At 67.3% G+C, this 26,976-nt stretch carries 24 protein-coding genes and 1 tRNA gene; 10 read left to right on the top strand and 15 right to left on the bottom strand.

Features of this window, described 5'->3' with window-relative positions; genetic code table 11:
• The 3 genes from E5A74_RS14535 to E5A74_RS14545 are packed head-to-tail and all read left to right on the top strand — an operon-like array spanning position 1 to position 1,639.
• A complete protein-coding gene (locus E5A74_RS14535) occupies positions 1-909 on the top strand; it encodes a formylglycine-generating enzyme family protein (RefSeq protein ID WP_135986486.1) in 909 nt (302 codons plus the stop codon).
• A gap of 44 nt (positions 910-953) precedes the next feature.
• The gene (locus tag E5A74_RS14540; protein WP_135986211.1) at positions 954-1,250 is read left to right on the top strand and encodes an autorepressor SdpR family transcription factor; all 297 of its coding nucleotides are present in this window, start codon (positions 954-956) and stop codon (positions 1,248-1,250) included.
• Positions 1,247-1,639 (top strand): ammonium transporter, encoded by a 393-nt coding sequence (locus E5A74_RS14545; RefSeq protein WP_206365876.1) that lies wholly within the window; start codon positions 1,247-1,249, stop codon positions 1,637-1,639. Before E5A74_RS14540 ends, E5A74_RS14545 begins: the two co-directional genes overlap by 4 nt.
• A gap of 51 nt (positions 1,640-1,690) precedes the next feature.
• Here E5A74_RS14545 and E5A74_RS14550 read toward each other — a convergent pair whose 3' ends face one another.
• The 4 genes from E5A74_RS14550 to E5A74_RS14565 form a co-directional block, all read right to left on the bottom strand.
• Entirely contained in the window at positions 1,691-2,941 is a 1,251-nt protein-coding gene (locus E5A74_RS14550; protein WP_135986213.1) for a hypothetical protein, read from the bottom strand.
• Between the two features lie 341 nt (positions 2,942-3,282).
• On the bottom strand, positions 3,283-5,169 hold the full coding sequence (locus E5A74_RS14555; protein WP_208411885.1) for a family 43 glycosylhydrolase: 1,887 nt from the start codon (positions 5,167-5,169) through the stop codon (positions 3,283-3,285).
• A gap of 2 nt (positions 5,170-5,171) precedes the next feature.
• On the bottom strand, positions 5,172-6,296 hold the full coding sequence (locus E5A74_RS14560; protein WP_206365877.1) for a hypothetical protein: 1,125 nt from the start codon (positions 6,294-6,296) through the stop codon (positions 5,172-5,174).
• Positions 6,297-6,312: 16 nt separating this feature from the next.
• Positions 6,313-7,890: a sulfatase family protein gene (locus tag E5A74_RS14565; protein WP_206365878.1), complete on the bottom strand. Its 1,578-nt coding sequence runs from the start codon at positions 7,888-7,890 to the stop codon at positions 6,313-6,315.
• A 131-nt stretch (positions 7,891-8,021) separates the two neighbouring features.
• Here E5A74_RS14565 and E5A74_RS14570 point away from each other — a divergent pair, with 131 nt between their 5' ends.
• Positions 8,022-10,793, top strand: coding sequence for a TonB-dependent receptor (locus E5A74_RS14570; RefSeq protein WP_135986217.1), 2,772 nt, complete (start codon positions 8,022-8,024; stop codon positions 10,791-10,793).
• A gap of 150 nt (positions 10,794-10,943) precedes the next feature.
• Entirely contained in the window at positions 10,944-11,672 is a 729-nt protein-coding gene (locus tag E5A74_RS14575) for a FadR/GntR family transcriptional regulator (RefSeq protein ID WP_135986219.1), read from the top strand.
• A gap of 11 nt (positions 11,673-11,683) precedes the next feature.
• Here the strand turns inward: E5A74_RS14575 and E5A74_RS14580 are convergent, their stop codons facing one another.
• Complete coding sequence (locus tag E5A74_RS14580; protein ID WP_135986222.1) at positions 11,684-12,430, bottom strand: FadR/GntR family transcriptional regulator; 747 nt, start codon at positions 12,428-12,430, stop codon at positions 11,684-11,686.
• Between the two features lie 123 nt (positions 12,431-12,553).
• On the opposite strand from E5A74_RS14580, the gene E5A74_RS14585 reads away from it, so the two are divergent.
• Positions 12,554-14,149, top strand: coding sequence for a sulfatase (locus tag E5A74_RS14585; RefSeq protein WP_240699824.1), 1,596 nt, complete (start codon positions 12,554-12,556; stop codon positions 14,147-14,149).
• Positions 14,150-14,360: 211 nt separating this feature from the next.
• Here the strand turns inward: E5A74_RS14585 and E5A74_RS14590 are convergent, their stop codons facing one another.
• The 3 genes from E5A74_RS14590 to E5A74_RS14600 all read right to left on the bottom strand — a co-directional run bounded on the left by E5A74_RS14590 (position 14,361) and on the right by E5A74_RS14600 (position 19,971).
• The gene (locus E5A74_RS14590; protein WP_135986226.1) at positions 14,361-17,660 is read right to left on the bottom strand and encodes a TonB-dependent receptor plug domain-containing protein; all 3,300 of its coding nucleotides are present in this window, start codon (positions 17,658-17,660) and stop codon (positions 14,361-14,363) included.
• 165 nt (positions 17,661-17,825) lie between these two features.
• Positions 17,826-19,139 (bottom strand): alpha/beta fold hydrolase, encoded by a 1,314-nt coding sequence (locus E5A74_RS14595; protein ID WP_166745801.1) that lies wholly within the window; start codon positions 19,137-19,139, stop codon positions 17,826-17,828.
• 94 nt (positions 19,140-19,233) lie between these two features.
• On the bottom strand, positions 19,234-19,971 hold the full coding sequence (locus E5A74_RS14600; RefSeq protein WP_166745800.1) for a LytR/AlgR family response regulator transcription factor: 738 nt from the start codon (positions 19,969-19,971) through the stop codon (positions 19,234-19,236).
• A 412-nt stretch (positions 19,972-20,383) separates the two neighbouring features.
• Between E5A74_RS14600 and E5A74_RS14605 the strand changes: the two genes are divergently transcribed.
• Both E5A74_RS14605 and E5A74_RS14610 read left to right on the top strand, forming a co-directional pair.
• Positions 20,384-21,127 carry a helix-turn-helix domain-containing protein gene (locus E5A74_RS14605; protein ID WP_166745799.1) on the top strand — a complete coding sequence of 248 codons (744 nt, stop codon included), beginning with the start codon at positions 20,384-20,386 and terminating at the stop codon, positions 21,125-21,127.
• The gene (locus tag E5A74_RS14610) at positions 21,124-21,549 is read left to right on the top strand and encodes a lysozyme inhibitor LprI family protein (RefSeq protein WP_206365879.1); all 426 of its coding nucleotides are present in this window, start codon (positions 21,124-21,126) and stop codon (positions 21,547-21,549) included. The genes E5A74_RS14605 and E5A74_RS14610 overlap by 4 nt, the downstream gene beginning before the upstream one ends.
• A gap of 4 nt (positions 21,550-21,553) precedes the next feature.
• On the opposite strand, the gene E5A74_RS14615 is transcribed toward E5A74_RS14610, so the two are convergent.
• Both E5A74_RS14615 and E5A74_RS14620 read right to left on the bottom strand, forming a co-directional pair.
• Entirely contained in the window at positions 21,554-21,940 is a 387-nt protein-coding gene (locus tag E5A74_RS14615) for a helix-turn-helix domain-containing protein (RefSeq protein WP_135986235.1), read from the bottom strand.
• 61 nt (positions 21,941-22,001) lie between these two features.
• Positions 22,002-22,490 carry a hypothetical protein gene (locus E5A74_RS14620; protein ID WP_135986238.1) on the bottom strand — a complete coding sequence of 163 codons (489 nt, stop codon included), beginning with the start codon at positions 22,488-22,490 and terminating at the stop codon, positions 22,002-22,004.
• Between the two features lie 207 nt (positions 22,491-22,697).
• Between E5A74_RS14620 and E5A74_RS14625 the strand changes: the two genes are divergently transcribed.
• A complete protein-coding gene (locus E5A74_RS14625; RefSeq protein WP_135986240.1) occupies positions 22,698-22,997 on the top strand; it encodes a putative quinol monooxygenase in 300 nt (99 codons plus the stop codon).
• A 14-nt stretch (positions 22,998-23,011) separates the two neighbouring features.
• On the opposite strand, the gene E5A74_RS20940 is transcribed toward E5A74_RS14625, so the two are convergent.
• Both E5A74_RS20940 and E5A74_RS14635 read right to left on the bottom strand, forming a co-directional pair.
• Positions 23,012-23,860: a hypothetical protein gene (locus E5A74_RS20940; protein ID WP_166745798.1), complete on the bottom strand. Its 849-nt coding sequence runs from the start codon at positions 23,858-23,860 to the stop codon at positions 23,012-23,014.
• 131 nt (positions 23,861-23,991) lie between these two features.
• Positions 23,992-24,067: transfer RNA gene (locus E5A74_RS14635), tRNA-Ala, on the bottom strand.
• Positions 24,068-24,298: 231 nt separating this feature from the next.
• Between E5A74_RS14635 and E5A74_RS14640 the strand changes: the two genes are divergently transcribed.
• Entirely contained in the window at positions 24,299-25,252 is a 954-nt protein-coding gene (locus tag E5A74_RS14640; RefSeq protein WP_135986243.1) for a DUF2171 domain-containing protein, read from the top strand.
• A 66-nt stretch (positions 25,253-25,318) separates the two neighbouring features.
• On the opposite strand, the gene E5A74_RS14645 is transcribed toward E5A74_RS14640, so the two are convergent.
• The 3 genes from E5A74_RS14645 to E5A74_RS14655 are packed head-to-tail and all read right to left on the bottom strand — an operon-like array spanning position 25,319 to position 26,864.
• A complete protein-coding gene (locus tag E5A74_RS14645) occupies positions 25,319-26,236 on the bottom strand; it encodes an alpha/beta fold hydrolase (RefSeq protein WP_135986245.1) in 918 nt (305 codons plus the stop codon).
• The gene (locus E5A74_RS14650; protein ID WP_135986247.1) at positions 26,233-26,439 is read right to left on the bottom strand and encodes a helix-turn-helix transcriptional regulator; all 207 of its coding nucleotides are present in this window, start codon (positions 26,437-26,439) and stop codon (positions 26,233-26,235) included. The genes E5A74_RS14645 and E5A74_RS14650 overlap by 4 nt, the downstream gene beginning before the upstream one ends.
• A complete protein-coding gene (locus E5A74_RS14655; protein ID WP_135986249.1) occupies positions 26,436-26,864 on the bottom strand; it encodes a hypothetical protein in 429 nt (142 codons plus the stop codon). Before E5A74_RS14655 ends, E5A74_RS14650 begins: the two co-directional genes overlap by 4 nt.
• Between the last annotated feature and the right edge of the window lie 112 nt (positions 26,865-26,976).

Below are 26,976 nucleotides of genomic sequence, written 5' to 3' on the forward strand. Positions count from 1 at the left end.
ATGCGCCGCATCGCCGGCGGCGCCTTCGCGATGGGCGCGGAACGTTTCTACCCCGAGGAGCGCCCGGTGCGCCGCGTCCGCGTCGACGCTTTCTGGATCGACGAGACGCCGGTGACCAATCGCCAGTTCGCCGCCTTTGTCGCGGCGACCGGCTATCGCACCTTCGCCGAGATCGCCCCCGATCCGCGCGACTATCCCGGCCTCGCGCCCGTGGAGGCGCAGGCCGGCTCGGCGGTGTTCCAGCCGACCGCCGGCCCGGTGCCGCTCGACGATTACGGCCAATGGTGGGCCTTCGTCCCCGGCGCCGACTGGCGGCACCCGCTCGGCCCGGGCAGCGAAGCGCTGCCCGATCACCCCGCGGTCCATATCGCCTTCGCCGATGCCGAGGCCTATGCCGGCTGGGCCGGCAAGGCGCTGCCGACCGAGGCCGAATGGGAATATGCCGCGCGCGGCGGGCTCGACGGCGCCGACTATGCCTGGGGTGACGAACTCGCTCCCGGCGGCGCGATCCTCGCCAATTACTGGCAGGGCCTCTTCCCCTTCGCCAATCAGCGCGCCGATGGCGGTTGCCGCACCACCCCGGTCGGCGCCTATCCCGCCAACGGCCATGGCCTTGTCGATATGATCGGCAATGTCTGGGAGTGGACGCGCGACTGGTATGCGGTGCCGAAGACGCTGCGCCCCGGCAAGGACAAGAGCCCGTGCTGCGCGGTCCCCGATCCGCGCGGCGGCAATCGCAAGAACAGCATCGATCCGTCGGGCCCGGCGATCGGCCGGAAAGTGCTCAAGGGCGGCTCGCATCTCTGCGCCGCCAATTACTGCCAACGCTATCGCCCCGCGGCGCGCCACGCCCAGCCGATCGACAGCCCGACCAGCCATATCGGCTTCCGCTGCGTGGTCCGCGAATGAGATCGGGCTTGCGATCAATTCGATTATTAGCTAATTATCGAATCATGAGCCAGGTGTTCAAAGCCCTTTCGGATCCCACGCGCCGCCGCGTGCTGCAGTTGCTGCGCGGCGGACCGATGAGCGCCGGCGAGCTTTGCGAGCATTTCGACGTCTCGAAGCCGACCATGTCGGCGCATTTCGCCGTGCTCAGGGAAGCCGATCTCGTCCATGCCGAAAAGGCCGGCAAGTCGGTCCTCTATCATCTGAAGCTCTCGGTGCTCGAAGAGGCGCTGCTCGGCTTCGCCCACTCTTTCGGCCTTGGCGGCGAAGCGGCGCCGGCCAGGATGGAGATCCAGCGATGAAGAAACCTCTCGACGAACTCGTCCCGGGCCTCGTCTGCGCCGGCGCGATCATTGTGCTGGCGCTGGGCGCGACCTTCGCCCGCCAGCGGGGCTATATCGATCAGGATACCGTGCTGCGGCTGGTCATCGGCGCGAACGGGCTGATGATCGCCTGGTTCGGCAATCGCGCGCCCAAGATCGTCGCGCCCAGTGCCTGCGCGCGCCAGATCACCCGCTTCGCCGGCTGGTCGCTGGTGCTCAGCGGGCTGGTCTATACCGGCCTGTGGATCTTCGCGCCGATCCCGTTGGCGATCAGCCTCGGCACCGGCGTGGTGGCGGCGGGGATGATCGCAACGCTGGCCTATTGCCTCCAGCTGCGCGCCCGCGCGCGTGCGCAGGCGGGCAAGTGACGAGCCGGCGGAAGGCAGGACCCAGCGCGAAATCGTTGCTCGCAGTCGACCTCAGATCGAACGAAGGCCGCGTTTCACCTTCCGCAACGTCTCGTCGAAATACGGTACGACGTTCATCTCGCCGGTGACGGGGAGATCCTCGAGAGCCTGACGCGTCATCGGGAAGCCTGGCATGCGGGCGCGCTGCAGGGCGCGGGGGACGATCTGCTCGGCGACAATGTTTCCAGCGCCCGCCAACGAGCGAACCAGTTCCGCCATCTGGGCGTCACTGGCGGGCGCGTCGACAGCGGCCACGCCACGGATCATATCATTCAGGTCACGCCAGTTTCTGAACGCATCGAGCGCGCGGTGCAGGATATCATAGCTGTTCTCGCGTCCGAGCCCGGCGGTGCCACGCCATAGCTCTCTGGCGCGCAGGAGACGCAGCAGCATATCCGTCGCCTGCCCGGCGCGGCAGAGTTCTGCGGGATCCAACCGGTCGTCGGAAAGCAGCCGCTCCGCGAGATCCGCGCCGATTCTGCGCGACAGGGATCGCTTGAACGCGTTCACCAGTCCTGGCAAATCGTCCTGCAATTGCCAGACGATCGAGTCCCGCGGGGCAATCCCCAGCGCCTTCAGGCAATATTCGTGGATCGAAGGCCATGCGCCCGGCATGCGCGCGCACACGTCGAGGTTCTGATCCAGAAACGTGTAGAGCCGGTGGATCGACTCCCGCGTATCGCCGGCAAGCCCGCCATCGGCCCTTCGATCCCAGAGAAATTGCATCAGGGGTGCCATGGCCAGGCCGATGTCGCGGCTGGCGTCGGGGTCGTTTCGCGCGAACCACGCGACGACATCCACGATCTGACCCATCCTCGCCTGAAGAGGCCGATCGTAATCGAGCCCTTTCACATGCGACGACAACAGCAGTTGATGCAGGCAGGCGACGATAACCGGCCGGGCACTGCCATAATGCCCGCCGCGATGCATGGCGTGGGCCAATGGCATGCGGATCAGCAGGGCAGCGACCGCATCGGCCCAATCGCTGGAATTTCCCCGCAATCGCCTGTCTTGATACAGGAACCAATAGGTTCCCCAGCTGAGCGGCAGTGCCCGGATGGCGCGATGCACGCGCGCCCGAATGTCTCGCGACGAGCCTGCGAGCAACGTCTCGAACAAGCCGATACCGATGGCTTCGTGCTGCCGTATCGATGCAGCAGGCTTGCTCCAAAGCCCGTCGATCAACGGATTTCCGGACGCGCCGAACGCTTCGACGGTTTCGGCGGTGAGGTCTGCGCCTCGATTGAAGTCAGCGAGCGTCACGTCGTCGTAGGCCCTTGCCGTGTCGCGGGGCTACCTGCGTAGCGGCCTGCTCTCAACGTCCGGTAAAGCAGGCGCTGGGTTCGTTCGTCGCGCGAAGGTCCCGGGATCGCGATCCACCCGGCAACCGCCGAACCGCCTTCTTGCAATGCAGGATTTCGTCTGCTGCCCTCGGTGCCGGCCCGGCTCCGCCGCGGCCCCGCTCTTTGACACCGTCGATTGTCCTACAGCCGCACGCAACCACATTTCCTACCCGCGCAACGGGAGAGTCGTTCTATCGCGACTCTTGCGACTCTTGCCGCGGCAAATCCTTCACGACTCGCGCGCTCTCTTCCTACACGCGGTCATTCCCGCGCGGCGTCGATCCGCGGCACCCCGATCGAGGCAGGGTCGCCGATGTCGATCGGCACCAGCCCGAAATGCATCCGCCACGGCGCGGTCGGGTCGTTGCCGAACATCGTGTACCAATAGCGTCCCTGCTTGTCGGCGAAGGCCGTGCCGTGCCCGCCATGCGGCGCGCCCATCCGGCGCTGGCTGTACGGCCCGAACAGCGATTTCGAGGTGCCGTACATCATGTCGTAGGTGCCATGCGTCCGTAAGGGCCCGTGCCATTCGGCGCCGGTCAGGAAATACACCCCGTTGACCTTGATCAGGCCGTTGCCTTCATAGCCCACCGCGTCGCCATCGACATCGGCAAGGGTGCGCACCGGCCCGTCGAAGCCGCTCCGCGCGGCGTTGAGCTTCGCGATGCGGCCCCCGCCCCACAGGAAATAGAGCCCGTCGTCATCCTCGAACGGAAAGCCGTCGATCCCTTCGACCAGATAGCTGGTCGTGACGTTCTGATAGGGGCCCTCGGCCTTGCCGCTGCTCGAGCGATAGAGCCAGGTCTTGCCGCCGACCCCGCGCTCCATCACCGAAAAGGCGAGATAATAGGTCCGGTCGCGCGCGACCCATTTGATCTCGGGCGCCCAGAGCTCGGCGATGTTGCCGCCGAAATCATAGCCCATGTCTTCCCAGCGCCAGACGAGGCCGACCGCGTCCCATTGGCGGAGGTCGGCCGAGCGCCACAGCTTCACCCCGCCTTCGGGCTTGTGATAGCCATAGCCGTCGAGCGTGCCGACCAGATAGTAGAAGCCGTCGCCGCCGAGCGTGACCGAGGGATCGCGCATCGTCTCGCCGGTGATCAGCGGCCTGCGCGCCGCGACGGCGCTGTCCTCGGTGAGCACCGATGCCGCCTGGCGCAGCCGGCCGTCGGGCGCGCGCTCGAGCGGCACCAGCCCGACCTGCTCGCAGAACAGCGCGAAGCCGTCCTCGCATTTCGGATTATACGCCGTCGCCAGCCCGCCGTCGTCGCGCCGCACGATCGCTCCGCGCCCGGCATGCGGCACCGCCAGCATCCGCATCGAGAACGGGCCATAGGGCGTCGGCCCCTCGGCGATGAACAGGTCCTCGGTCGCGGTGCGCATCCGGCCGGTGACTTCGCTGGCGGCGAGCAGATAGCGATCGCCGTCGCGGAACATCGTCGCGCCGGTGCGGCCGACGCGGGTCCGCACCGGCCAGTCCTTGCCCACTGGCGGATGCGCGGCGAACAGCTTCTGGTCGGGCTTGAGGAAGCGCGGCGCCTCGGCCAGCTTCTGGAAGCCCGGCCGCAGCTTCGCGATGTACCCGCCGCCCCAGAGCAGATAGCCCGTGCCGTCCCTGTCGACGAACAAGGAGGCGTCGGACGTATCCTCGACGAGGCAGGGCGAGGCGGCGAAGCTGCCGCCCGGGGTGGTCCCGGTGGCGATGCGCGCGCAGCCGGTCTTGTCCGAAAAGGCGAGATAGAGCCCGCCCCGCGCGACGGTCACCGACGGGGCGAGATAGCGTTCCGAGACGTCGCCCGGCGCGATGCCGTTGCCCGCGATCCGCGCCGGGCCCCAGCCTTTCCAGCTCTTGCCGTCGATCGAGGTCCACAGCGCGACGCCGTGCCGCGCGCCGCTCCGCAGCGGCGTGCCGGTGAGGATCCAGCCGCCGTCCGCGGTCCGCGCGATCGAAGCGTCGCCGATCGGTCGCTCGGCGAAGAAGGGCACCACCGGCTTCGCGTCCGGCCCCGGCATCACCACGGCGTTGCGATCCATCGAGGGGTGATCGGCGAAGATATCGTCGGCCACGCCCTTGGCGGGCGCCTGCGCCTGCGCCGTGGAGGTGGCGAACGCCGGGGCGAGCAGGGCGGCGAGGAGCAGGCGGTTCATGGTCACTTCTTCTGCAATGCCCGGAAGTCGTCGATCCAGGCATAGTTGAACGCGCTGCTGCCGTCCGGATTGGGCTGCACCGAACGGCCGGCGACCACGCTGTTGAGCAGCCACGGCACCTTTTTCGGTCCCCACTCCGCCGACATCGAGCTGCCCTGCTTGAAGCCATAGGTGGCCACCGCAAGTCGACCGGTGTCGTTGAACAGCTTCATCTGGTTGCGCAGATAATGCTTCCTGCTCTCGAACCACGGGCTGGCGGAGAGAAACGCGTCCCATTGCGGTTTGGGGAACGGATTCTTCAGCGCCGCCGCGATCACCTGCCAGTTTTGCGTGCCGGCGGGGAAGCCATATTGGGCGAGGAAGGCAGCGGGCGCCGGCTTCTCCATATTGGCCTGCCACCACCAGACCAGCGAGAATTCGGTGACGATGAACTTCTGGTCCGGGCGCAACCGCGGCAGGACATAGTCGAGGAACGGCTTCGATTCCTCGATCGCGCGGATGTGCGGGTGGAGGTTGACGCCGTCGAGCTCGGGCGTCGCCTTGATGAAGGAGAGCCAGCGCTCGGTCGCCGGGGTGCGCCAGGCGGGGCGCTCGATGTGATTGAGCGCGCCCATATAGAGCCGCGTCTTGCAGTCCTTGCCGCAATGCGCGGCGCGATAGGCGATCACGCGCCGGGCCAGCTGCTCGTAGAATTCGTTGAAATTGGCGTCCCAATCTTGCTGGCGGCTCTCGATGAACGGCTCGTTGCCGATCACGAGGATATCGACCTTGCCCATCACCAGCGGCAGCACCGCATCGGTGCGCGCCAGCTGCTTCTCGAACTCGGCGCTGCCGACCTTGGGAAAGGCGACGCGGTTATAGGGATATTTGAGGGTCAGGATCGTCTTGTAGCCGCGATCGGCGGCAGCGAGGATCGTCCGGACCGCGCCATGCCCCGCGGCGCCGGTGCGATCGACCTGCGGCATCGGCAGGAACAGCCGGACCCAGCGCGCATCGGCCTTTTGCAGATCGCGCCAATCGACGTCCTCGAAATGCTCGTTGTAGTTCGCGCCGAGCGCGCCCTGCGCGAGCGCTGGGCCCGCCATGCCGAGCAGCGCCGCCGCGCATAGTCCGAGAAGCTTCCGCATCACTCTTCCTCCGGATTCAGGGACGGCTGCGGCCGTCGCGTTCGATCTTGTCGAGCCACGCCGCCAGCGCGCGGGCGCGATCGGGCAGCTTCGCCGCGAGATCGTCCCGCTCGCCCGGGTCCTCGGCGAGATTGTAGAGCTGGTCGCGTGGGCTCGTGCCGATCGCGTTGCCATGGAATTCGTGCGGCGCCACGCTGCCGCGGATCAGCTTCCAGTCGCCGACCCGGATCGCGAGGATCCGCTCGCCGTCGCTCGCCACCGTCGCCCCGGTGGTGACCATCAGCTTGGTATCCTCGACGACATGGTCGCGCCCGCGATCGCTGTGGCCGAGCAGCGGCGCGAGCATGTCGAAACTGTCGACCGCGCCGTCGCGCGGCAGCGCCTGCCCGACCAGCGCGGCGAGCGAGGCGACGAGGTCGACATGATCGACGATCGCCCGCGAAACATGGCCGGCGCGCACCTGCCCCGGCCAGCACGTGATCATCGGCACCCGCGTGCCGCCCTCGTAGATCGCGTATTTGCCGCTGCGATAGGGCCCGGCCGGGCGGTGCGCGCCGGCCAGCGCGACCGCGTGATCGGCATAGCCGTCGAACAGGATCGGGCCGTTGTCGCTGCTGAACACGATCAGCGTGTCGTCGGTGATGCCGAGCCGCGCCAGCGTGGCGATCAGCGCGCCAACCGTCCAGTCGAGCTGGAGGATCGCATCGCCGCGCGGCCCCATGCCCGATTTTCCGACGAAGCGCGGATGCGGCGCGCGCGGGACATGCGGCTCGTTGACCGCGAAATAGAGGAAGAACGGATCGGCCCTGTGCTGCTCGATGAACGCGGTCGCCTTGGCGAGCAGGACGTCGCTCAGCTCCTCGTCGTGCCAGCGCGCGGCGCGACCGCCGGTCATCCAGCCGATCCGGCCGATGCCATTGACGATCGTGTCCGAATGCTCGGGATCGCCGCCGAATTTGAGCTGGTCCGGATTCTCCGCGCCGGTGGGCTCGTCACCGATTTTGGTATGATAATTGACCGCGATCGGATCGGCGGGATCGAGGTTCACCACATGGCGGTTCTCGATCAGCACGGTCGGGACGCGATCGAGCGTCGCCGGCATGAAGAAGCCATAGTCGAAGCCGATGTCGAGCGGACCCGGCGCGATCTCGCCGTTCCAGTCGACGCTCCCGTCGCCGAGCCCGAGATGCCATTTGCCGACCAGCCCGGTCGCGTACCCCGCCCGCTTGAGCATCGTCGGCAGCGTGAAACGGCCGGGACGGATCAGCGCGGGGGCGTCGCCCGGCAGGATCTGGGTACCCGAGGCGCGCCACGCATAATCGCCGGTGAGCAGCGCGTAGCGCGAAGGCGTGCAGGTCGCCGAGGGCGAATGCGCGTTCTCGAAACGCGTGCCGCGCGCGGCGAGCCGATCGAGATTGGGCGTGCGCAGCGCCGTGGCGCCGTAGCAGCTCAGATCACCATAGCCGAGATCGTCGGCGTACAGCACCACGATATTGGGCTTCCGGCGCGCCGTCGCCGCGGGCAGCGCCCCTCCCGCGACCAGTGCGGCAGCGCCCGCAAGCAGCACCCCGCGACGACTGATCGCAGCTTTCACATCGCTCTCCCGCGTTCGGATTTGCCGTGCCTCTGACACGATCGGGAAACATCCCCTGTTGCAAACACAGATTAATATGATAATTAAAGCACGTCAATTATCATAACTGTTGTAAGAAAAGGGGGAGGCTCATGTCTGTTCGTTCCGTCTCATTGCTGGCGACCTCGTCTGCACTGGCGCTGATGCTGTTTCCGCTGACCGCCGCGGCCCAGGAGGGGCTCCGCGCGACTTCTGCGGACGATGCCGGGGCGCTTCAGGCCGACGCGCAAACGGATCCGGGCGATTCCGACGAGATCGTCGTCAGCGCGATCCGGCGCAGCCTCGAGACCGCGCAGGCGATCAAGCAGGATTCCGACCAGATCGTCGATTCGATCGTGGCCGAGGATATCGGCAAGCTGCCCGATATCAGCGCATCCGAATCGCTTGCCCGCGTCACCGGCGTCCAGGTCACGCGCAACGCCGGCATCGCGCAGGGCGTCACGGTTCGCGGGCTCGGCGACCTTTCCACCACCTATAACGGCCGCGAGGTGTTCACGGCCGAGGGGCGCTACGTCCAGCTGCAGGACTTCCCGTCGAACGGCATCGCGCGGCTCGATGTGTTCAAATCGGCGACCGCCAATCTGCTCGAGCCCGGACTTGCCGGCCTGATCGACGTGCGTTCGCGCCGCCCGCTCGATTTCAAGGGCAGCCGCGTCGCCGGCGCGATCACCGGGCTCCATTGGTACCAGTCGCAGCGGCTCGGCTTCGAGGCGAACCTGCTCGCCAGCACGCGCTGGAACACCGGGATCGGCGAGATGGGCTTCCTGATCGAGGGATCCTATGCCGACACCAAGTTCACCGATTCGGCGCGCAACGTCAGCCAGACGATCCTCAACCGCACCACCGTCCCCGGCTATGCCGGCACCGCGCTGCGCTATCCGTCGTTCGTCAACACCGACTATAATGCCGGCACGCGCTTCCGCCCCAATGCGGCGGCGTCGTTCCAGTGGCGGCCGAGCTCGACGCTCGAAATCTATCTCGACGGGCTGTTCCAGGGCTATCGCGGCAAGAACGAGCCGCGCAACTTCCAGGTCAATTCGGGCGATGCCGCGGTCCTGTCCAACATCGCGTTGTTCGAAGGCACCAACCTCATCCGCAGCATGGACGCCAGCGCCGGCGGGTTCCCCACCGGCGTCCAGCAGGTCAACGATCAGTGGACCGACACCTATCAGGCCGGCGGCGGCTTCATCTGGCACAATGGCAACCTGAAGATCACCGGCGATGCCGCGTTCACCGACTCGACCTTCACCAACCATAATTACGTCTTCAACTACACGCTGACGACGCAGCCGGTTCGCCATTTCGAGTTCGACGCCGATCAGGGCGTCGGCGGCGGCACGGTGACGCTGCTCAACAATTTCGACCTGTTCAATCCCGCCCTCTATCGCTGGACCAACATCGTCGAGAGCGGCAATCGCGGGCACGGCCGCAGCGTGCAGGGCCGCCTCGACCTCGACTACCGTCTCGGCGCCTCGGGCATCACCAATCTCCAGGCGGGCATTCGCTACAGCACCCGCGACGCCGACAGCTACACCTATACCCGCACCGACACCGCGCCCGCCGGCCGCCTGTTCACGCTGTTGCCGCTCGAATATGAGAGCGCGGCGCGCGGCTTCCGCAACGACGATGCCACCTCGCTGGTCACCTGGCTGAGCCCGACCCGCGACAGCCTCGTCGAGAATATCGACACGCTGCGCACTGCTGCCGGTCAGCCGACCGGCCGCCCGGGCTGGGGCACCCCGGTCTACACCGGCAACGAGAAGACCTATACCGGCTACGTCCAGGCGAAGTACGAGTTCGATATCGGCGTGCCGATCGACGGGCTGATCGGCCTGCGCGCGACCCGCACCGAGGACACGATCAACGGGCTGGCGCGCAGCACTTCGGCGGGCAGCACCGTGATCACCCCGATCACCCGGGTGAACAACTACAATGATTTCCTGCCCAATGTCAGCGCGCGGATTCGCTTCCTGCCCGAGCTGCAGATGCGCCTCGCCTTCACCAAGACGCGGACCCGGCCCGGTTTCGGCCAGATCAATCCATCGGTGACGATCGGCGCGCTGCCGCAGATCTGCACCCCCAGCGCGACCGATCCGAGCGCCGGTCCCAACAACCCGGACTGCATCCGCACCGCATCGGGCGGGAACCCCGATCTCAACCCGATCGAATCGAACAACTACGACGCATCGCTGGAATATTATTTCAGCAAGAGCGGTTCGATCACCGTGGGCCTGTTCCGAAAGGACCTGAACGGCTTCATCAACAACTTCACCACCGATATCGAGGATGCCGAATTCGGCCGCCTGCGAATCAACCGCCCGGAAAATGGCGGCAAGGGTCAGATCAACGGCATAGAAGCCGGTGCGCGCACCTTCTTCAACGCATCCTGGCTTCCCGACTGGATGAGCAAGTTCGGCGCGCTGGTGAACTACACCTATCTCGACCATGGCACCGAGCTCGCCCCCAGCCTCGCGGCGACGCTTCCGGGGATGCAGCGCATCGCCGGGATCTCCGATCACATCTTCAACGTCTCCGGCTTCTACGAGACGCGCGGCTTCTCGGCGCGCCTCTCGTACAATTACCGTTCGGACTTCGTCTCGGGCTATGGCCAGGTCGTCGATCCCGCGCTCGGCGCGGGCGTGCTCGGGCCGACGCTGCCGATCACCGAGGACGGCCGCGGCACGATGGACTTCGCCGCGACGCTGTCGCCGATCGAAAACGTCACGCTCTCGTTCAATGCCACCAACCTGCTCGGTGCCGCCGCGACCAACGCGCGCGTGTTCAACGCGGCGGGCCAGAGCTATCGCTGGCAGACGCGTTTCCTCGAGAGCGTCTATCGCGTGGGCATCCGCTTCCGGTTCTGATGCCGGGTCGGCAAAGTCCAGCACGGCGCGCGCTCCCGGCAGGGGCGCGCGCCGTGCCCGTTCGCGGCACCGTGTTCATTGGTCCGATTTTACGCTAGCACAGCCTCGCACCCGGCTGGGGCGGGGCGCCAATGAGGAAAAATCGAGGCGATGGCGACGATGCCGAAAGACGAGCTGGACAGCGGCGGCCAGTTCAATCGGACGTTGACCCTCGGCCTCGTCGACGCGGTCGGCAGCGCGATCGTCCGCGGCGAGTATCAGGGACACCCCTTCCCCACCGAGGCCGAGCTCAGCCGCGAGCACGGCATCAGCCGCTCGGTGACGCGCGAGGCGATCAAGATGATCACCGCCAAGGGACTGCTCGGCGCCCGCCCGAAGATCGGGACCTTCGTCCAGCCCCAGGAAAACTGGAACCTGTTCGACACCGACGTGCTGCGCTGGCTGATGGAGCAGAAGCTCTCGCGCGGGCTGCTGCGACAGTTCAACGAGCTGCGGATGACCGTCGAGCCGCAGGCTGCGGCCTGGGCCGCACGCCGGGCGACTCCCGCGCAGGTGACCGCGATCCAGTCGGGGCTGACGCGGATGCGCGAGGCCGCCGACGGCAATGGCGATCCGCTCGCCGCGGACATCGATTTCCACGTCGCGGTGCTGCGCGCCTCGGGCAATCCCTTTCTCTCGCAGTTCCGCGACATCGTGACGACGGCGCTCCACACCTCGATCCGGGTCACCAATCGCCAGGCCGGCGGCAAGGCGTGCATCCCCGACCACGAGGCGGTGTATGTCGCGATCGCCGCGGGCAAGCCCGACATCGCGCGCGACGCGATGGCCAAGCTGATCGGCGACGTGCTCGACTATCTCGACCGGACGCCAGAAGCCTAGCGTCGAGGTCCCTAGGCCGCCGCCGTGCCGCCGAGGACGGGCTCGAACAGGCGCACGAGCAACGTCGTCATTTCCCGCCGCGCACGCTCGGCGGCCCCGACCTCGATCGCGCGGGCAATCGCCGGGTAGTGCGGCAGGAGCGCCGGCCTTTCGGCCATGCCGTGCCGGGCAAGGACGCGATGCGCGGCGTCGATGGCATCGCCGGTGCGCAGATAGAAGACATTGCCGGACGCGCTGATCACCGCGCGGTGAAAGGCGATCGTGGCGTCGATCCGCAACGGCCACTGACCCTGCCTCTGCGCGATACGATGGCAGGCCGCCGCGATCGCCGCATGGCCGCCTGCGCCGCCGCTCTGCGCCGCCAACGCCGCGGCGGCGGGCTCGATCGACATGCTGAACGCGCAGAGCTGGCGAAGCATCTCCGGCGCGATGCTGCCCTCGACCATCCAGTCCAGCACGAGCGGATCGAACAGATCCCATGCGGTGCAGGGCTCGATCCGGCTTCCCTGCCGCGGACGCGTGACGACGAGGCCCTTGGCGGCGAGCATCTTGACGGCTTCCCGCACGACCGAGCGGCTGACCGCGAAGCGCCGCTCGAGCTCGGGCTCGGTCGGGAGCATGCCATTGGCGCATTCGCCGGCGACGATCGCACGGCCGAGCGCATCGACGAGGCCGAGCGTGAGATTGTGCCCCAGCGCGGATCGGGCGCTGCTCGCGGAAAGGGCAGTCCCGGCATCCTCCATGATCGAACGCTGCATAAAAATGATTTATCTGTCAAATGATCGCGCTATTTATATGCTAAATAGCGCGCGTTGGCGTGCGAACGGGAAAGGGTTGCTATGCGGTTGCGTATCTCAAAAGCCGGGCTTCGCGGATCGAGCGTGGGAATTGCGCGGTTCGGGCGCGGCGCGGGCGCGGCGGCCGCGCTCGCCGCGCTACTGCTCGCCTCGGGATGCAGCACCGCGCAGACCGCGCCCCCGCGGGCGGCCCCCGCGGCCGCGCCGGTGGCGGCGGAGCGCCCCAATGTGCTGCTCATCCTCGTCGACGATCTCAAGCCCGCGATCCACAGCTTCGGGGATCCGGTCGCGGTGACGCCCAACATCGATCGGCTGGTGGCGCGCGGGACGCGCTTCGAGCTCGCTTTCGCCAATCAGGCGGTGTGCGCGCCCAGCCGGATGAACCTGATGACGGGCGCGCGCTCGACCTCGAGCGGGATCTATGATTTCGGCGAGAATCTGCGTGAGTACATGCCGAACGCGGTGACGCTGCCGCAATATTTCATGGCCGCCGGCTATCGCGCCGAGAGCATCGGCAAGACCTTCCACATCGGCCACAACACCGTCGGCGATCCGCAGAGCTGGTCGACCACGCCGTACAAGGACCATGTGATCGAATATGTCTCGCCCGAGGGCAAGGCGCTCGGCAAGACGCGCGAGGCGGCATTGTTCAACGAGTTCGAGATCCCCAAGGGCGATGTCTGGGCCTATGCCCGCACGCTCGGCCGCGGGATCGCTTGGGAATCGCCCGACGTGCCCGACGAGGCCTATGGCGACGGCCGCGTCGCGGCGAAGGCGGTCGGCCGGCTCGGCGAACTCAAGGCGAAGGGCCAGCCCTTCTTCCTCGCGGTCGGCTTCGCGCGGCCGCATCTGCCCTTCTCGGTGCCCAAGCGCTATTGGGACAAATATGATCGCGCGAAGCTGCCGCTGCCGAGCTTCGAGCGCATGCCCGACGGCGCGCCCGCCTTTGCCGGCAAGGTCGGCGGCGAGATCAACGCCTTCGCCCCGATCGATCCCGAGACGCGCGAGGCAGACTATCCCGAGGAGCTCAAGCGCACGCTGATCCACGGCTATTATGCCGGGGTGAGCTATGTCGACGCGCAGATCGGCAAGCTGCTCGCCGAGCTCGATCGCACCGGCCTCGCGAAGAACACGATCGTCGTGCTGTGGGGCGATCACGGCTATCATCTCGGCGATCATGCGATCTGGACCAAGCACACCAACTACGAGCAGGCGACGCATCTGCCGCTGGTCTTCGCCGGCCCCGGCATCGGCGCCGGACAGGCGACGCGCCAGCTCGCCGAAACGGTGGACATCTATCCGACGCTCGCGGCGCTCGCCGGGCTGAAGGTGCCGGCCGGGCCGCAGCCAATCGACGGCACCGATCTCACGCCGGTGCTGCACGATCCCGCCGCGCGGGTCCGCGGCTATGCCTATCACGCCTATCCGCGGCCCAATCGCCTCGGCCAGGCGATCCGCACCGAGCGCTATCGCCTCGTCCGCTGGACGCAGGAGCAGACCGGCGCGCGCGATTACGAGCTGTACGATCTCGTCGCTGATCCGCTCGAGACGCGCAACCTCGCCGCCGCGCAGCCCGAGGTCCGCGCCAGGCTCGACGCGCTGCTCGACAGCCAGCCCAAGCCGAAGCCGACGCAGCGCCTGACGCGGGCGCCGGCGACGAAGCCCGTGGCGAACCCGTAAGGCACTATCCGGAAGGCCTTGCTAGCAATCCGTTTTTCTTGGCTCTGTAGAGGGTGTGCCGGGTTCCGAGGGCATTGTCTTGCGGGGCCTGGCCGGGCGGCGATTCCCTGATTGCCGTCCGGTCTTTCCGTCGCGCCCGCGCGGCGGATGCGCGCGCAGCCCAAAAAAAGGGGCGGCCGAAGCCGCCCCAGGTGTTGCCTCGTGCGGAGGTTCAGAAATCCAGCTTCACGCCGAGCCGGAAATAGCGCCCCATGATGTTCGGACCGGCCCAGGCCGGATTGTAGCCGAACCCGCCATAGGCTGCATTCGGATCGAACGGTGGCTGCGTGTCGAGCAGGTTCAGCACGTTGGCGTAGACGCTGAAATTCTCGCTTACCCGGTGGTTGGCGGTCAGATCGAGGTTCCAGATCGCTTTCGAACGGCACTGCACGGGCGATCCATCGTCATAGGCGGCCGCGCCGACATCGAGCGCGCTCTGGCAGTCACCAGGCGTGGCGCCGAAATCGACCTGCGCGACGTCGTAGCCGCTCGTGTAATAGACCGTCGCCGATACCGTGGTATCGCCCAAATCGAGCGTGTTTTGCCAGCTTGCCCGCCACCGCGGCGAGCCCGAGCACGAGGTGGTGTTGCACGGGCTGAGCGTGCCTTCATATTTCTGCGGATCCTGCGCTTCACCCGATAGCGGATCCACCAGCGTCAGATGGTTCTGATCGAGATACGACGCCTCGAAGGCGCTGATCAGCCTCACGCCGTCGGCGAGATTGAGGCGCGCGTTCATGCCGAGATCGACGCCCTGCACGACTTGCCGGTTGGCGTTCAGATACGGCGCCTGGACCGTGCCGATATGCGGGAGCGCATTCGGGTTAGCCTGATCCGGAGTGCCCGGAGTGACGGTGATCCCCGGGATCGTGACGACACCATTGTTGGAATAATATTGCCGGACCGCCGGGCCGATGTCGACGACGCCGACGATCTGATCGCGCACTTTGATGCGCCACAGATCGACCGTGAAGCTCAAATTGCGGATCGGCTCGAAAATCGCCCCCATCGTGATGCTCTGGGAGCGCTCCGGCCTGAGATCGCGGTTACCGAGATTCGTCAGCCCCACCGAAAACGCCGTCGAGGCATAGGCGTTGTTGCTGTGCGCGGCGCAGAAGCTCGCATAGGTCGTACAGAAATTCCCGCCGCCTTGCGACACGAAGCCGGTGGTCGGCAGACCAAAGGCTTCGTTGAAGCTGGGGATGCGGAAACCCTTCGACCAGGTGCCGCGCAACGCAAGCTCGCGCACGGGCGTGAACTTGGCGCCGACCTTGGGGGAGAAGTTCGACTGACCGGTCGAATAGGAATCGTAGCGACCCGACAGATTCAGCTCGAACTGCTTGACGATCGGCGCGTCGATCTCGCCGAAAGCCGAAAAGACGTTGCGGCTGCCCGACGTGCCCACGGCATTGATATTGTAATAGCGGTCATAGGGATGCGCGTCATTCTGAGGATTGGCGCTCGGCGCGTCGATCGACTCGTGACGATAGGCTGCACCGACTGCCGTCTGCAGCGAACCGCCCGGCAGATCGAACAGGGACTTCGAGACCGTCGCGGTTGCCTGCCACAAATCCGACGTCGAGGTCGTATGGTTGGCCGGCGTGATATAGTCCCAGATCGCTTGCGGAGTGGCGTCCGGGTTGGCGAAGTTGAACGTGCCGCGGGCAACGACGTCCATCAGACGCTGCGGGATCGGATACCCTCGCTGATCATAGTCGAGCTTGATGCTCGAGACGGTGAAATCCGCCGTATAGTTCCAGCCTCCCTCGAACGCGCCCGACAAACCGATGACCCCGCGCAGCGCGCGCGCGCTCGTATCGTCGTGGGTGGGCTGGTCGGCGCCGAAATAAAGCTGCGCGGTTCGGCCGGAGGCCGCAAAGGGATTGTAGGGATTGAGCACGCCATTCTGCGCCGTGCATCCGGTGCCGACGCCGTTCAGGGTGCCGACGCCGGTCGGGCAGACATAGACCGGCGCGATGACGTTATAGACCAGGGCACCGCTGCGGGGATCGGTCGGGCGCTCCTGGAACGAGCGCGGAGCGCCGCTCGTGTTGGTGTCGGTCTGATAATAGTTGCCCTGCACGTAAAGTTGGTGATCTTCCCCCAATTGCATGGTGAAGCGTGTCGAGGCCCCGAAGCGCTCGACATCGGGCAACAACATGCCATAGGCGCCGATCAGATTGACCTCGCAGGCACGCCCGTTCACCGGCGCCGTCGCGGATCCGCCCTGGTTGGGATCCAGCTGCGCCGGGGTGAGCTGGACCGTATCCCACCGCCCGCATCCAAGCGCCGAGTTGAGGAACTGAAAGCGCCCATCACCGATGCTGGCGCCGGCCGTGTTCACCGGGCGCGCCAGCGCGATTCCCGGAATAATTTTGAGAACATTGGCAAATCCGTCCGGACTCACGCCATTGGGATTGCCGTTGTGAATGCAGGCCCCGTCTGCGTTGCAGAATTTGCTCCAGTCGCCTGTATTGAACGGGTAGCCGCGATCGGCGGCGTAGAGCGGGTCCTGCTTGAGATACTCGCCGCTCACATAGAAGTTGAAGCCCTGCTCGCCGAGGTCGCCATAGCCCCAGGTGGCCTCAAGCCGTCGTTCACCGGCGTCACCACGCTGCGAGATGCCGGCCGAGCCGTTCAGATGGAGCCCCTTGATCTGCTTCTTGGTGATCACGTTGATCACGCCGGCAACGGCATCGGCGCCATAAGTGGAGGATGCACCGTCACGCAGCACTTCGATTCGCTCGATGATCCCGTTGGGGATGGTATTGAGATCAACGAAGTTGCGCTGGCCGTCATCCGCGAGCGGATAGGGCGCCATGCGTAGCCCGTCGAAGACGCTGAGCGTCGCCTGCACGGTGAGCCCGCGCAGCGCGACCGCATTGGCGCCCGCCGCGAAATTGCCGCCCGCGTTCCAGCCCTGCGTCATCGTTCCGGCATTGCCCGCCGAGACGCGCTGCAGCGCTTCGGCGACAGTATTAAGCCCCCGCTCCTCGAGCGACTGGGCCGAGAGAATGGTGACGGGCGACGGCGTCTCGGTGTTCGTCCGGCGGATGAGCGAGCCGGTGACGACGACATCCTCGCTCGGCGCGGCGTCCGCAACCTCGGCGGGTGCGGCCGGCACCGCCTGTGTTTCGATCGGCGCGGTAGCTTCCTGTGCCATCGCTGGCGCGGTGATCAGCAGCGCGCTGAGCGGCACCAGTGCAGACAGTGCCGTGGAGCGGCGCAGCATTTTGGCCGAGGCCCCCGTTCTCTTACTCATGTCTCTTCCCTCAATTCCCGCATCGCCGATCGCTCGCCCGACACATCCGGACGATGCGGCGACAGCCGTTGCGTCAGCTTTCTGCTCAGTCGGGGGCTGGTGGCGGCCCGGTGATCCATGACCGGGACTCCCGAAGGACCCCCGCGCACGGCACCGAGAAATCGTGCACCCCGCATTGCTGGGAGCGTTCTTCCGGAAAGGGCCGGACACACTTGAACCGGCAAGTCACGAGCGCGTCGGGAACTGCAGCCAATCAACCAAGAAGCGCATTGGCGCTACCGACAGACGCGCGGGACACGGCTTCGCGCGCCGGCGAGCCTGCCGGGGAAACGGGAATGGCGGCAATGTCCCCTGCCGGCGCCGGCCGGCCGCCCCCTATCGCTTCGCGGCGCGCGCGATCCAGTCGGCGACGATGTCGATCAGCGCGGGGTTGAAGGGCCGCGTCGCCCCCTCCTCATCGCCGCCACTGCGCGCACGCCGGACGTCCGCCAGCGTGCCGTCGAGCCGCATCTTGTGCCCGGTCAGCGGCACCGCGACGAACCGCGCGGTGCCGGGCCGATAATGGTTCACCACGTCGGCGATCGCGCGGTGGCCGATGTCGTTCAGCGCCTCGACGTCGCTTTCGCCGAAGATCGACAGCACCTCGGCATGCACGTCGCGCCACGCCGCGGCCATCCGTTGCCCGGCGAGGCCCTGCCAATAGGCATAGTGCCGCCCGTAATAATGCGTGCCCCCGTCCCAGCTCATCAAGGACGTGAGCCGGGCCGCGGCCTCGGGGCCTTGCGCGGCGATCTGCCCGGGCGTCAGGCGATCGACGAAGACTTGGTGGAGCAGCGCGCGGGCTTCCTCGCCGCGCGCCTCGCCCAGGGCGGGATCCGCAGCCAGCGCGATGAAGTCCTGGGTGCGGAACACGTTGGCCATATAGTCCTGCCAGTTCTCGTACACCGTGCCGTACACGGCCACGCCGCGCGGCGGCAGATCGCGCGCCATCAAGGGCGCCTCGATGCCGCCGAGCGAATGGCCGAAGAGAAAGATGCGATCGGGCGAGACGCCATATTTCTCGACGAGCGCGCGATATCCGGCGACGAACCCGCCGAGCTCGGTCGCGAAGTCGATATCGGCGCAGGGCTTGCCGCCGCGGCTGTCGCCAACCCCGGGCTTCTCGATGCGATAGGTGGCGATGCCGCGCTTCGCGAGCCCCTCGATCAGCTGATGATGCGACGCGTCGGGATCCGGCGTCTCGACGCTCGCGCAGGTATATCCCGGGATGAGGAACAGCAGCGGCCCATCGGCGGGCGCGCCGTGCGGAACGACCATGATGTCGCGCAGCAGACCCCCGCCGAACGCGACTTCGCCGAGCCGGGTCTCCGCCCCTGCAAAGCGCTCGATCGGACGCGCCGCGGCGATGCCCCACAAATGCTTGCGCACGCGGCCGCGCTGAACCTCGACATGCAGCCGGTTCCCCGCCCGCGTGCCCCGAAGCGCCGCCAGCAACGCCGGCACATCCGCGGTCGGCTTGCCGTCGAGCGCGACGATGATGTCCCCGGCCTTAAGCGCGACGCCCGCCTCGCCGCGCAGCGCCGTGACCTCGACACCGCGTGCCGCTCCCCCGGTCACGGTCCGGACTTCGGCGGCGAGGCTGGCGGACCTCGGCAGCGGATCGGCGGCGGCCGCGCACGGGCCGGCCATCGAGACGCAAGCCAGCAAGATCAAAATCGGTTTCAGCGACATTTCACGCGTCTTTATTCGCGCCGGACGGCCCCACGGCAAGAGCCGATGGGCGTCACCGCGCGCTGAGCGACCGGGACAGCCCGGCGGCATATTTCGCGCCGACCGGAATCAGCGTCCCGTCCTCGAGCACGACCTCTTGCACCGCCCGTCGGCCGCGCCGGATCTCGACGATCTTGCTGAGCCGCACGAACCGCGAGCGGTGCACCCGCGCGATGCCGCTCGGCAGCAGGACGTCCTCGAGGTCCTTCATCGCCCTGCGGACGATATAGTCGCGCTCGTCGGTGTGGAGGAGGACATATTCGCGCTGCGCCTCGACCCAGACGACCTTGTCGTACGCGACGAATGCCGAGCCCGAGCGCGTCGTCACCCACATGCCGCGCATCGCGCTCGCCGGCGCGCCGGATCCTTGCGCGAGCTGGCGCAGGCGGCGCAGGCGGCGTGCGCGCTCGACCGCCATGGCGACGCGGCTGAATTGCGCGGGCTTGAGGATATAGTCCACCGCTTCCACCGCATAGGCGTCGACCGCGAAGCTCTCGTCCGCCGAGATCAGCACGACCTCGGGGCCGCCTTCCTCGCGCAGCGACGCGGCGAGCTGGAGGCCGTTCTTGCGCGGCATCCGCGCGCCGAGCACCGCCAGATCGGGGTCCGAGCGCACGATCGCGCGTTCGGCGTCCTCGCCGTTGCGCGCCTCTCCCACCACTTCGATTCCCGGAATTGCGCGGAGGATGCTATGCAGCCGCTCGAGCCCGCCCAGCTCTTCGTCGGCGATGAACACGCGAAAAGGCTTCACTGCTTTCTCTCCCCGCACGGCGCGGCACCTGCGGCCGCGCCCTCTCCCTCGAACCGAAACGCAACGCCTCGTCCCACGAAGTAGCAAAGCGCTATCCGGCTCGACGCGCCGGGTATTGTCTTGGCTTGCGGGCACCGCCGAACACGGGCGCGGCGCGGCACGAGATTTTGTCCGTCCTTGCTGATTTCCGGCGAGCGGCGGACGTTAAGGTCGCAGCCATCTAGCGGCTTCACTATAGAGCGGGATTGGTCGACGGCGCCTGGGGGGCCGCGATGGTTCGCGTGAACGGGATGATATGGTTGCCAGCTTCGTAGATATGCGGACGCATCGTGAACGGCCCGGCGGCGTGGATGGCCCGCGGCTCGTGCTGTCGCGGCTTCCGCGTGGGGAAAGCGTCATTTCCCGCCAGTCGATGTCGATCAAGCTCGTCCTCGAGGGCGAGGAATCCTATGTCTGTAGCGGGCGCAACTATCGTCTGCGCGCGGGCGAGATGCTGCTGGTCAGCGCGAGCAGCGAGACGATGGTCGCGCAGATCCGCAAGGGCGACGGCGCCGGGATCTGCGTCTATTTCGCGGAGGGAGATTTCGAGATCCCGGCCGCCGCGCACGATATTCTGCTCGACGGCCCGGTGACGCTCAGCGCGGCGGGCTCGCCGCTTGTCGAGCAGATGCGCGCGGCCGGGCGCAAGGTCGCGTCCACGCCGGATGCCGGTCCGGCCGTCGCCAATGCCGCCGTGGCGTCGACCGCCGAATGGCTGCGCGGCCTGCTACGAAGCCCCGCCAGCCCCTTTGCCGGCGCGACCGCGGCGCGCCCCGCGACGCGCCGGGAGCTCATCCGCCGCGCCGAGCTCAGCCGCGGCTATCTGCACGCGATCCAGGACCGCCACGTCTCGCTCCGCGAGCTTGCGTCCTATGCCAACACCTCGCCCTTTCATCTCTCGCGGGTGTTCACCCAATTCTACGGCGTCCCGCCGGCGGCCTATCACCGCGAGCTGCGCCTCGACGCGATCGCGGCGCGGCTTCGCACCGAGAAGCTCAATCTCTCGCGCGCTGCCGCCGAACTCGGCTATTCGGACCAGGCGGCGTTCACCAAGGCATTCAAGCGCCGCTTCGGCATGCCACCCGGCGAATGGATGCGGGGAGCGAAGGCGGCATGAGGCGCATGCTGCGGATCTGCCTCGGCATCGCGCTGGCGGGAAGCGCGTCCTCGATCGCCGCGCAGGAGCGCACGGCCGCGGCGGCCGACGCGGCGCTGTCGGCCGACTATCACGCATGCATGGCGCACGGCGACGCCGCGAGCGGCGTGACCTCGGCGATGCTCGACTGCATCGCCGCCGAGACCGCGCGGCAGGACGCGCGACTGAACCGCGCCTACAAGGCGGCGATGGCGGCGCGCGATCCGGCCGGCCGGACCCGCCTGCGGCAATCGGAGCGCGCGTGGATCGCCCGGCGCGACGCGCGCTGCCAAAAGGCTTCCGCTTCGGAAGGCGGCGGCTCCGCTGCCGGGCTGGTCTATGCCGACTGCGTCATGCAGGAGACCGTGGCGCGGGCCGGATGGCTCGAGGCGCCGGGCCGTTAGCGGGTCACCGAAACGGCCGGCGATCGCCGATCCACAGGCTCGTCGAATCGCGCTCGTCGGGCGGCACGCGCAGCTTGAGCCCCCAGCCGCGCACCGTCTCGATCGGATCGGCGCCGCCGACCGCGCGGAACTTGCCGCGGATGCGATAGACGATCACGTCGCGGATCGATGCGCTCGACGCGCCGTCGCGCAGCACCTGATCGACCTCGGCCCATGTCGCGCGCCCGCGCCGGACCAGCAGCAGCATCAGCGCGGCTTCCAGCGGAGACAGCCGCAGGGGCGCGCGGCCGAGCCACAATTGGAGCGGCTCGAAGTCGACCGTCAGCGCGCCGCGACGCAGCACCGCCAATCGCGGGATCTCGATCCGGGTAAAGGGTGTGGCGATGTGCATTTTGCTGGCTCGCTGGATTGTGGCTGGGCGCAGATCGGGGCGGAAGGGCCGCGCCTATGATTCAGCGCCGATCATATTCGCGCGTGACGCCGTCCGAGGTCAGCTTGAGCGTGCTGCCGCTGACGGCGAAAGCGAAATCCTCGGCGGTCGCCCAGTTGCGCGTTTCCTTGACCGCGCTGCTGTTGCAGCTGTCCTCGATGCGCCGGACGCTCGCGGTCGGCAGGAAGCGGATCTTGCCGTTCGCGACCTGCACCCTGCCCTTTTTCCAGAACATGATCCGATTGGTGCACATTGAGCCGGTCTGCAGATAGCCGGTCTGGACGAAGCCGCCATTGCTCGTGAAGCGCAGCGCGCCGCCCGAGCCGTTCGGCGTGACGAAGCGGTTGGTGGCGGGGTTGTACTGGTCGACGGTGGAGGCGCTGCCCCACCGCCAATCCCCGCTCAACCGGGCGTCCATGCTCGCCTGAGTCGCCGATTGGCCCGCACGCGCGAGCGCCGCTCCGGCGCCAACCGCAGCCAATATCGCCAGGCCTGTGACCATCTTACGCATGCCGATCGTCCCACTTCGCTGCCGATTCGAGCAACGGCACCAAAGCTACTGCGGGACGGCGCGGAACGATTGTTCGGCTTTGCGGAAATGCGGCCTGCGTCGATGCGCGCCGCAAGACGCAACAAGAACCACGTGCCGATGCGGCTATCTTCCGTGCTTCAGTTGCAGCAAGGCGGCGGCGTGGCCCCTTCGGGAGAAACAATCGCGATGATCCTCGTAACCGGCACGATCCGCCTTCCCGCCGCGAGGCTCGACGCGGCGCTGCCCGTCATGCGCGAGATGATCGCACAGAGCCGCGCCGAGGATGGCTGCATCGATTATTCCTATGCGCGCGACCTGCTCGACCCCGATCTGATCCGGGTGGCGGAGATGTGGCGCAGCAGGGAAGCGCTCGACGCCCATTTCGGCGCCCCGCACCTTGCCCGCTGGCGGCAGAGCTGGGCCGGGCTGGGCATCACCGATCGCAACCTCGTTCTGCACGAGGTCCATGCCTCCAGCCCGACCTGAGCCGCGCCGCGCGTTCAGCGCACCGCCTGCATCCGCGCCGCCACGCCGTTCCAGTCGGTCATGAAGGCCGCGGCGTAGATGCGGCCGACATTGTCCGTGGGCCGCGCCACGCGACGGGCCAGCTCCGAGGCGCCGTTGCCGGTGCGCAATTGCACGTCGAGGAATTGCAATCGGGTTGCCGGGACCTTGGGATCGAGCAAGTCCGGATTCGGCGCGCGCGCGATGCGTCCGCTCACCGGCACGACCTCGTCAACCGCGAGCGGTCGGCCATTGGCGACGACGTACAGGACATCGGCGTCGCCCACGCGGCGCAGCCGCGATCCGTAGCAGACGCCGCGCTCGCCGGGATCGCGGCCGCGCGCCGGCTCGGTGTTGAACAGCACGTTGATGTTGGTCCCCTCGCCGGGGGTGAAATAGCCGCCGTCGCGCTGGAAGGTCGCCGGGTCCTCGAGATGGATCGGATAGGCCATCAGCGTGAGATTGGCCTCGATGAGGCCCGAGCTCGCGCGGCGCATGTTGATGGTGGGGATGATGCTGACGCCGTGCAGCTCGCGGAGCGATGGCTGCGCCATCAACGCGTCGAGCGCCACCGCGAGCTTGCGCGAGATGAGGTCGGCGTCCGCTTTGGAGATGTTCGAGCGCGGCGCGACGAAGGTCCGCGCGGTGGTGCGGCGCAGCCCCGGTGCGCGTGCCGAGGCATCGGCATCCGGAAGCACGGTGCCTGCCGGATGGCGCTTCCAGAACTCGACGACATAGGCACCCTTGAAGACGTTGCCGTTCGGCAGAACGCACGCCGATTGCGCCATTGCCGGCGGCGCGGGCGCAAGCGCGAGCAGAATGATCGATGCAGATACGCGCGACACGGGACCTCCAGCGGCTCCGGATAGCCTGGCGGTGCGCACGGATATTGTCGCAGGTTGCGCCTTTCGGCCCCGACGGGGCACGCGCAGGTTCGCGCGATTGCGGGAAGAGGCAGGTCTATCCTTAGGGCGGCTGGTGGAGCTGAGGGGAATCGAACCCCTGACCTCTGCAGTGCGATTGCAGCGCTCTCCCATCTGAGCTACAGCCCCGCCGCCGGCCCCCGGTCGCCCGGGAGGCGCACCCCTTAGCGGGCCGCGAACCGCGATGCAACCGGGTTGCGATCGCCGCGACGGAACGCCTTCGCACCGCGCCGAAAAAGGCTGCAAATTCGGCAAGATGCCGGAACCTTCCCCGCTTCTCGCACGCTGAATCACCGTCGGCGCAGCGGCGATTTCGCGTCCGCGGCGCCCTGTCCGACCAGTGACCAGGAGAGACGTGCGATGGACGACCGCAACAGCCGCTACGGGCGGCGCGACTTCTATGGCCAGAGCGGCCCGCAAGACTATGGCGAGGATTACGGCTCGGGCCGCGACTATACCTATTCCAGCGCGCGCGATTATGCCGCGGCCGGCGAGATCGGCTCCGGCCGGCGCGAACGCGGCCATGGCGGCTATGGCACGCGCGACGAGCAAGACTGGCGCGATCGCGGCAGCGGCTATGGCGCGCGAAGCTATGGCGATCGCGACCGCGGCGGGACCGACCGATATCGCAGCGCTCCGACCGGGCAGCGCGCCTTCCGCGACGAAGGCGATTCCGATCGCGGCTATGCGCGGGGCCGGTTCGGCCATGGCGAGGATCGCAGCTTCCTCGAGCGCGCGGGCGACGAGGTTCGTTCATGGTTCGGCGACGAGGACGCCGAGCGCCGCCGCGAAATGGACCAGCGCTATGACGACCGCGTCGGCCGCGGCGAACGCGCGCGCGATGCCGCCGGCGACGGCCATTACCATGCGTGGCGCCGCCAGCGTATCGCAGAGCTCGATCGCGATTATGACGAGTATCGCCGCGAGAATTCGCAGCGCTTCCACAACGAGTTCACCAGCTGGCGGTCCGAACGCCAGGGACAGCGCGATTCGCTGCAGCGCGTGAACGAGCACATGGAAGTGATCGGCTCGGACGGCAGCCATGTCGGCACCGTCGACAAGGTGCGCGGCGACCGCATCCTGCTGACCAGGAGCGACAGCGAAGCCGGCGGGCACCACCATTCGATCCCGTCGCGCTGGATTCAGTCGGTCGACGACGAGGTGACGCTGCGCAAGAGCGCCGCCGAGGCGCAGGCGCATTGGCGCGACGAGGATCGTTCGGGTGCGCTGTTCGGCGAGGGCGACGACGACCGGAGCCGCGAGGACTGGTCGAGCGAGCGCAACCTCAATCGCAGCTTCTCGGGCACCTATTGAGCGAACGCACGCAGAGAAGGGTGAGCAAAACTGGGCCCGGGGAGCGATCCCCGGGCCCTTCTTTTTTCAACCGGCGAGAAAGGCATTCAGCGTGGTCGCGAACTGGCCGGGCTGATCGAGCATCACGAAATGGGCGGACTCGCCGATCCCGGCGAAGGTGACGTTCGGGATCGCGGCATATTGCCCGCGGAAGAAGGCGTCGGCGCGGTCCTTCGCCGGATATTGGCTGTTCCAAGCATAGACGATCGTCGTCGGCGCGCGCACTGCCTTGAGCTCGCCGCGCACGTCGGTGGTCAGATCCTCGTAGAGCGCCAGCGCGGTGACGCGGGGATCGGCCGCCATCGCCCATTCGGTCGCCTTGGCGCGGCTCTCGGGCTTGAGCGTCAGCGACGCGACATTGGCCTCGGCGGCAGCCTTGCTCGGCGGCTTGCCATAGCTCGCGGTCACCGCATCGCGCATCTGCGCGGCGCGCGGCTCGACCATCGCCATCGTCATCTCGGTTCCCGGGGGCGCCATCAGCACCGCGAACCATGGCAGCGCGTCGACCACCATCAACCGGCCGACGCTCGCCGGCTGGCGCGCGGCGAGCATCAGCCCGACCAGCCCGCCCATCGAATGCCCGACCACCGCCGGCGCCTTCAGCTTCTGCTGCGCGATCAGCGTCGTCAGATCGGCGACGATGCCGTCGAGCACGCCCGGCTTGAGATTGGCGCGCGGATCGTCACCGGCAAAGCCGTTGACCTGGACCAGATAGACGCTGTGGGTCTTGGCAAGCTCGGGTGCGACCCCGTCCCATACGGCGCGGGGACTGGACAGGCCGGGGATCAGGATCACCGGGCTGCCCTTGCCGATCACCTCGACCGAGATGTGCTCCATCTGGATCCGGTCGGCGGGGGCGACGATCGCGGCATGCGCCGGCTGCGGGCCGAGGATGGCGGGAATGCTGGCGGTGGCCGCCAGTGCGAAGAGGATGCGAGCGATCATTGGTCGTCCTTTGCCGGGTTGTGGAAGATTTCCTCGATCGCCAGATCGAACAGGTCGGCGATCCTGAAGGCGAGCGGCAGCGACGGATCGTAGCGGCCGGTCTCGATGGCGTTGACGCTCTGGCGCGACACTTCGAGCCGTTCGGCGAGATCCTGCTGGCTCCAGGCGCGTTCGGCGCGGAGCACGCGAAGGCGGTTCTTCATTCGCCTCCTCCCGCAAGCCGGTCGCGCAGCGACAGGAAGCATTGGAACAGCCCGAAGCAGCCACACCAGATCGGGAAGGAGAGGAAGGTGGGGAAGTGCGGGACCACCTCGCGATCCTCGAGGAACCCCCAGATCGTCGTCAGCGCAAGCAGGATGCCGAGCCCGCCGATCATGGCGACGATGAGGCGGTTGCGGATGAACTCGTCCCGCTCCTCGACGAGATACAAGCCCATCACCCCGATCACCGCGACGAGCGGCAGCGCCGGCAGTAGCGCGAGGAGGAACAGCAGCGCCCCCTCCGGGTGATAGGCCCTGATCGCCCAGGTCGAGACGAGCAGCAGGCCGACATAGCCGAGCATGCCCGGAACGAAGCGCCGCACATAGCGGCGCTGCGCCGGATTATGGGCTCCCTTGCGAACGAACATGTCAAGCTCCCTTTCGAGTTAGTAAAGTGAGCTTTACGTAGCACCAGTATCAATGTCAACTGTCTTTTACATTAAGGAAAGCAATCGCGACACAGAGACAAGCGTTGTTGTC

This window comes from Sphingomonas naasensis (assembly GCF_004792695.1).
Taxonomy (GTDB): Bacteria; Pseudomonadota; Alphaproteobacteria; order Sphingomonadales; family Sphingomonadaceae; genus Sphingomonas; species Sphingomonas naasensis.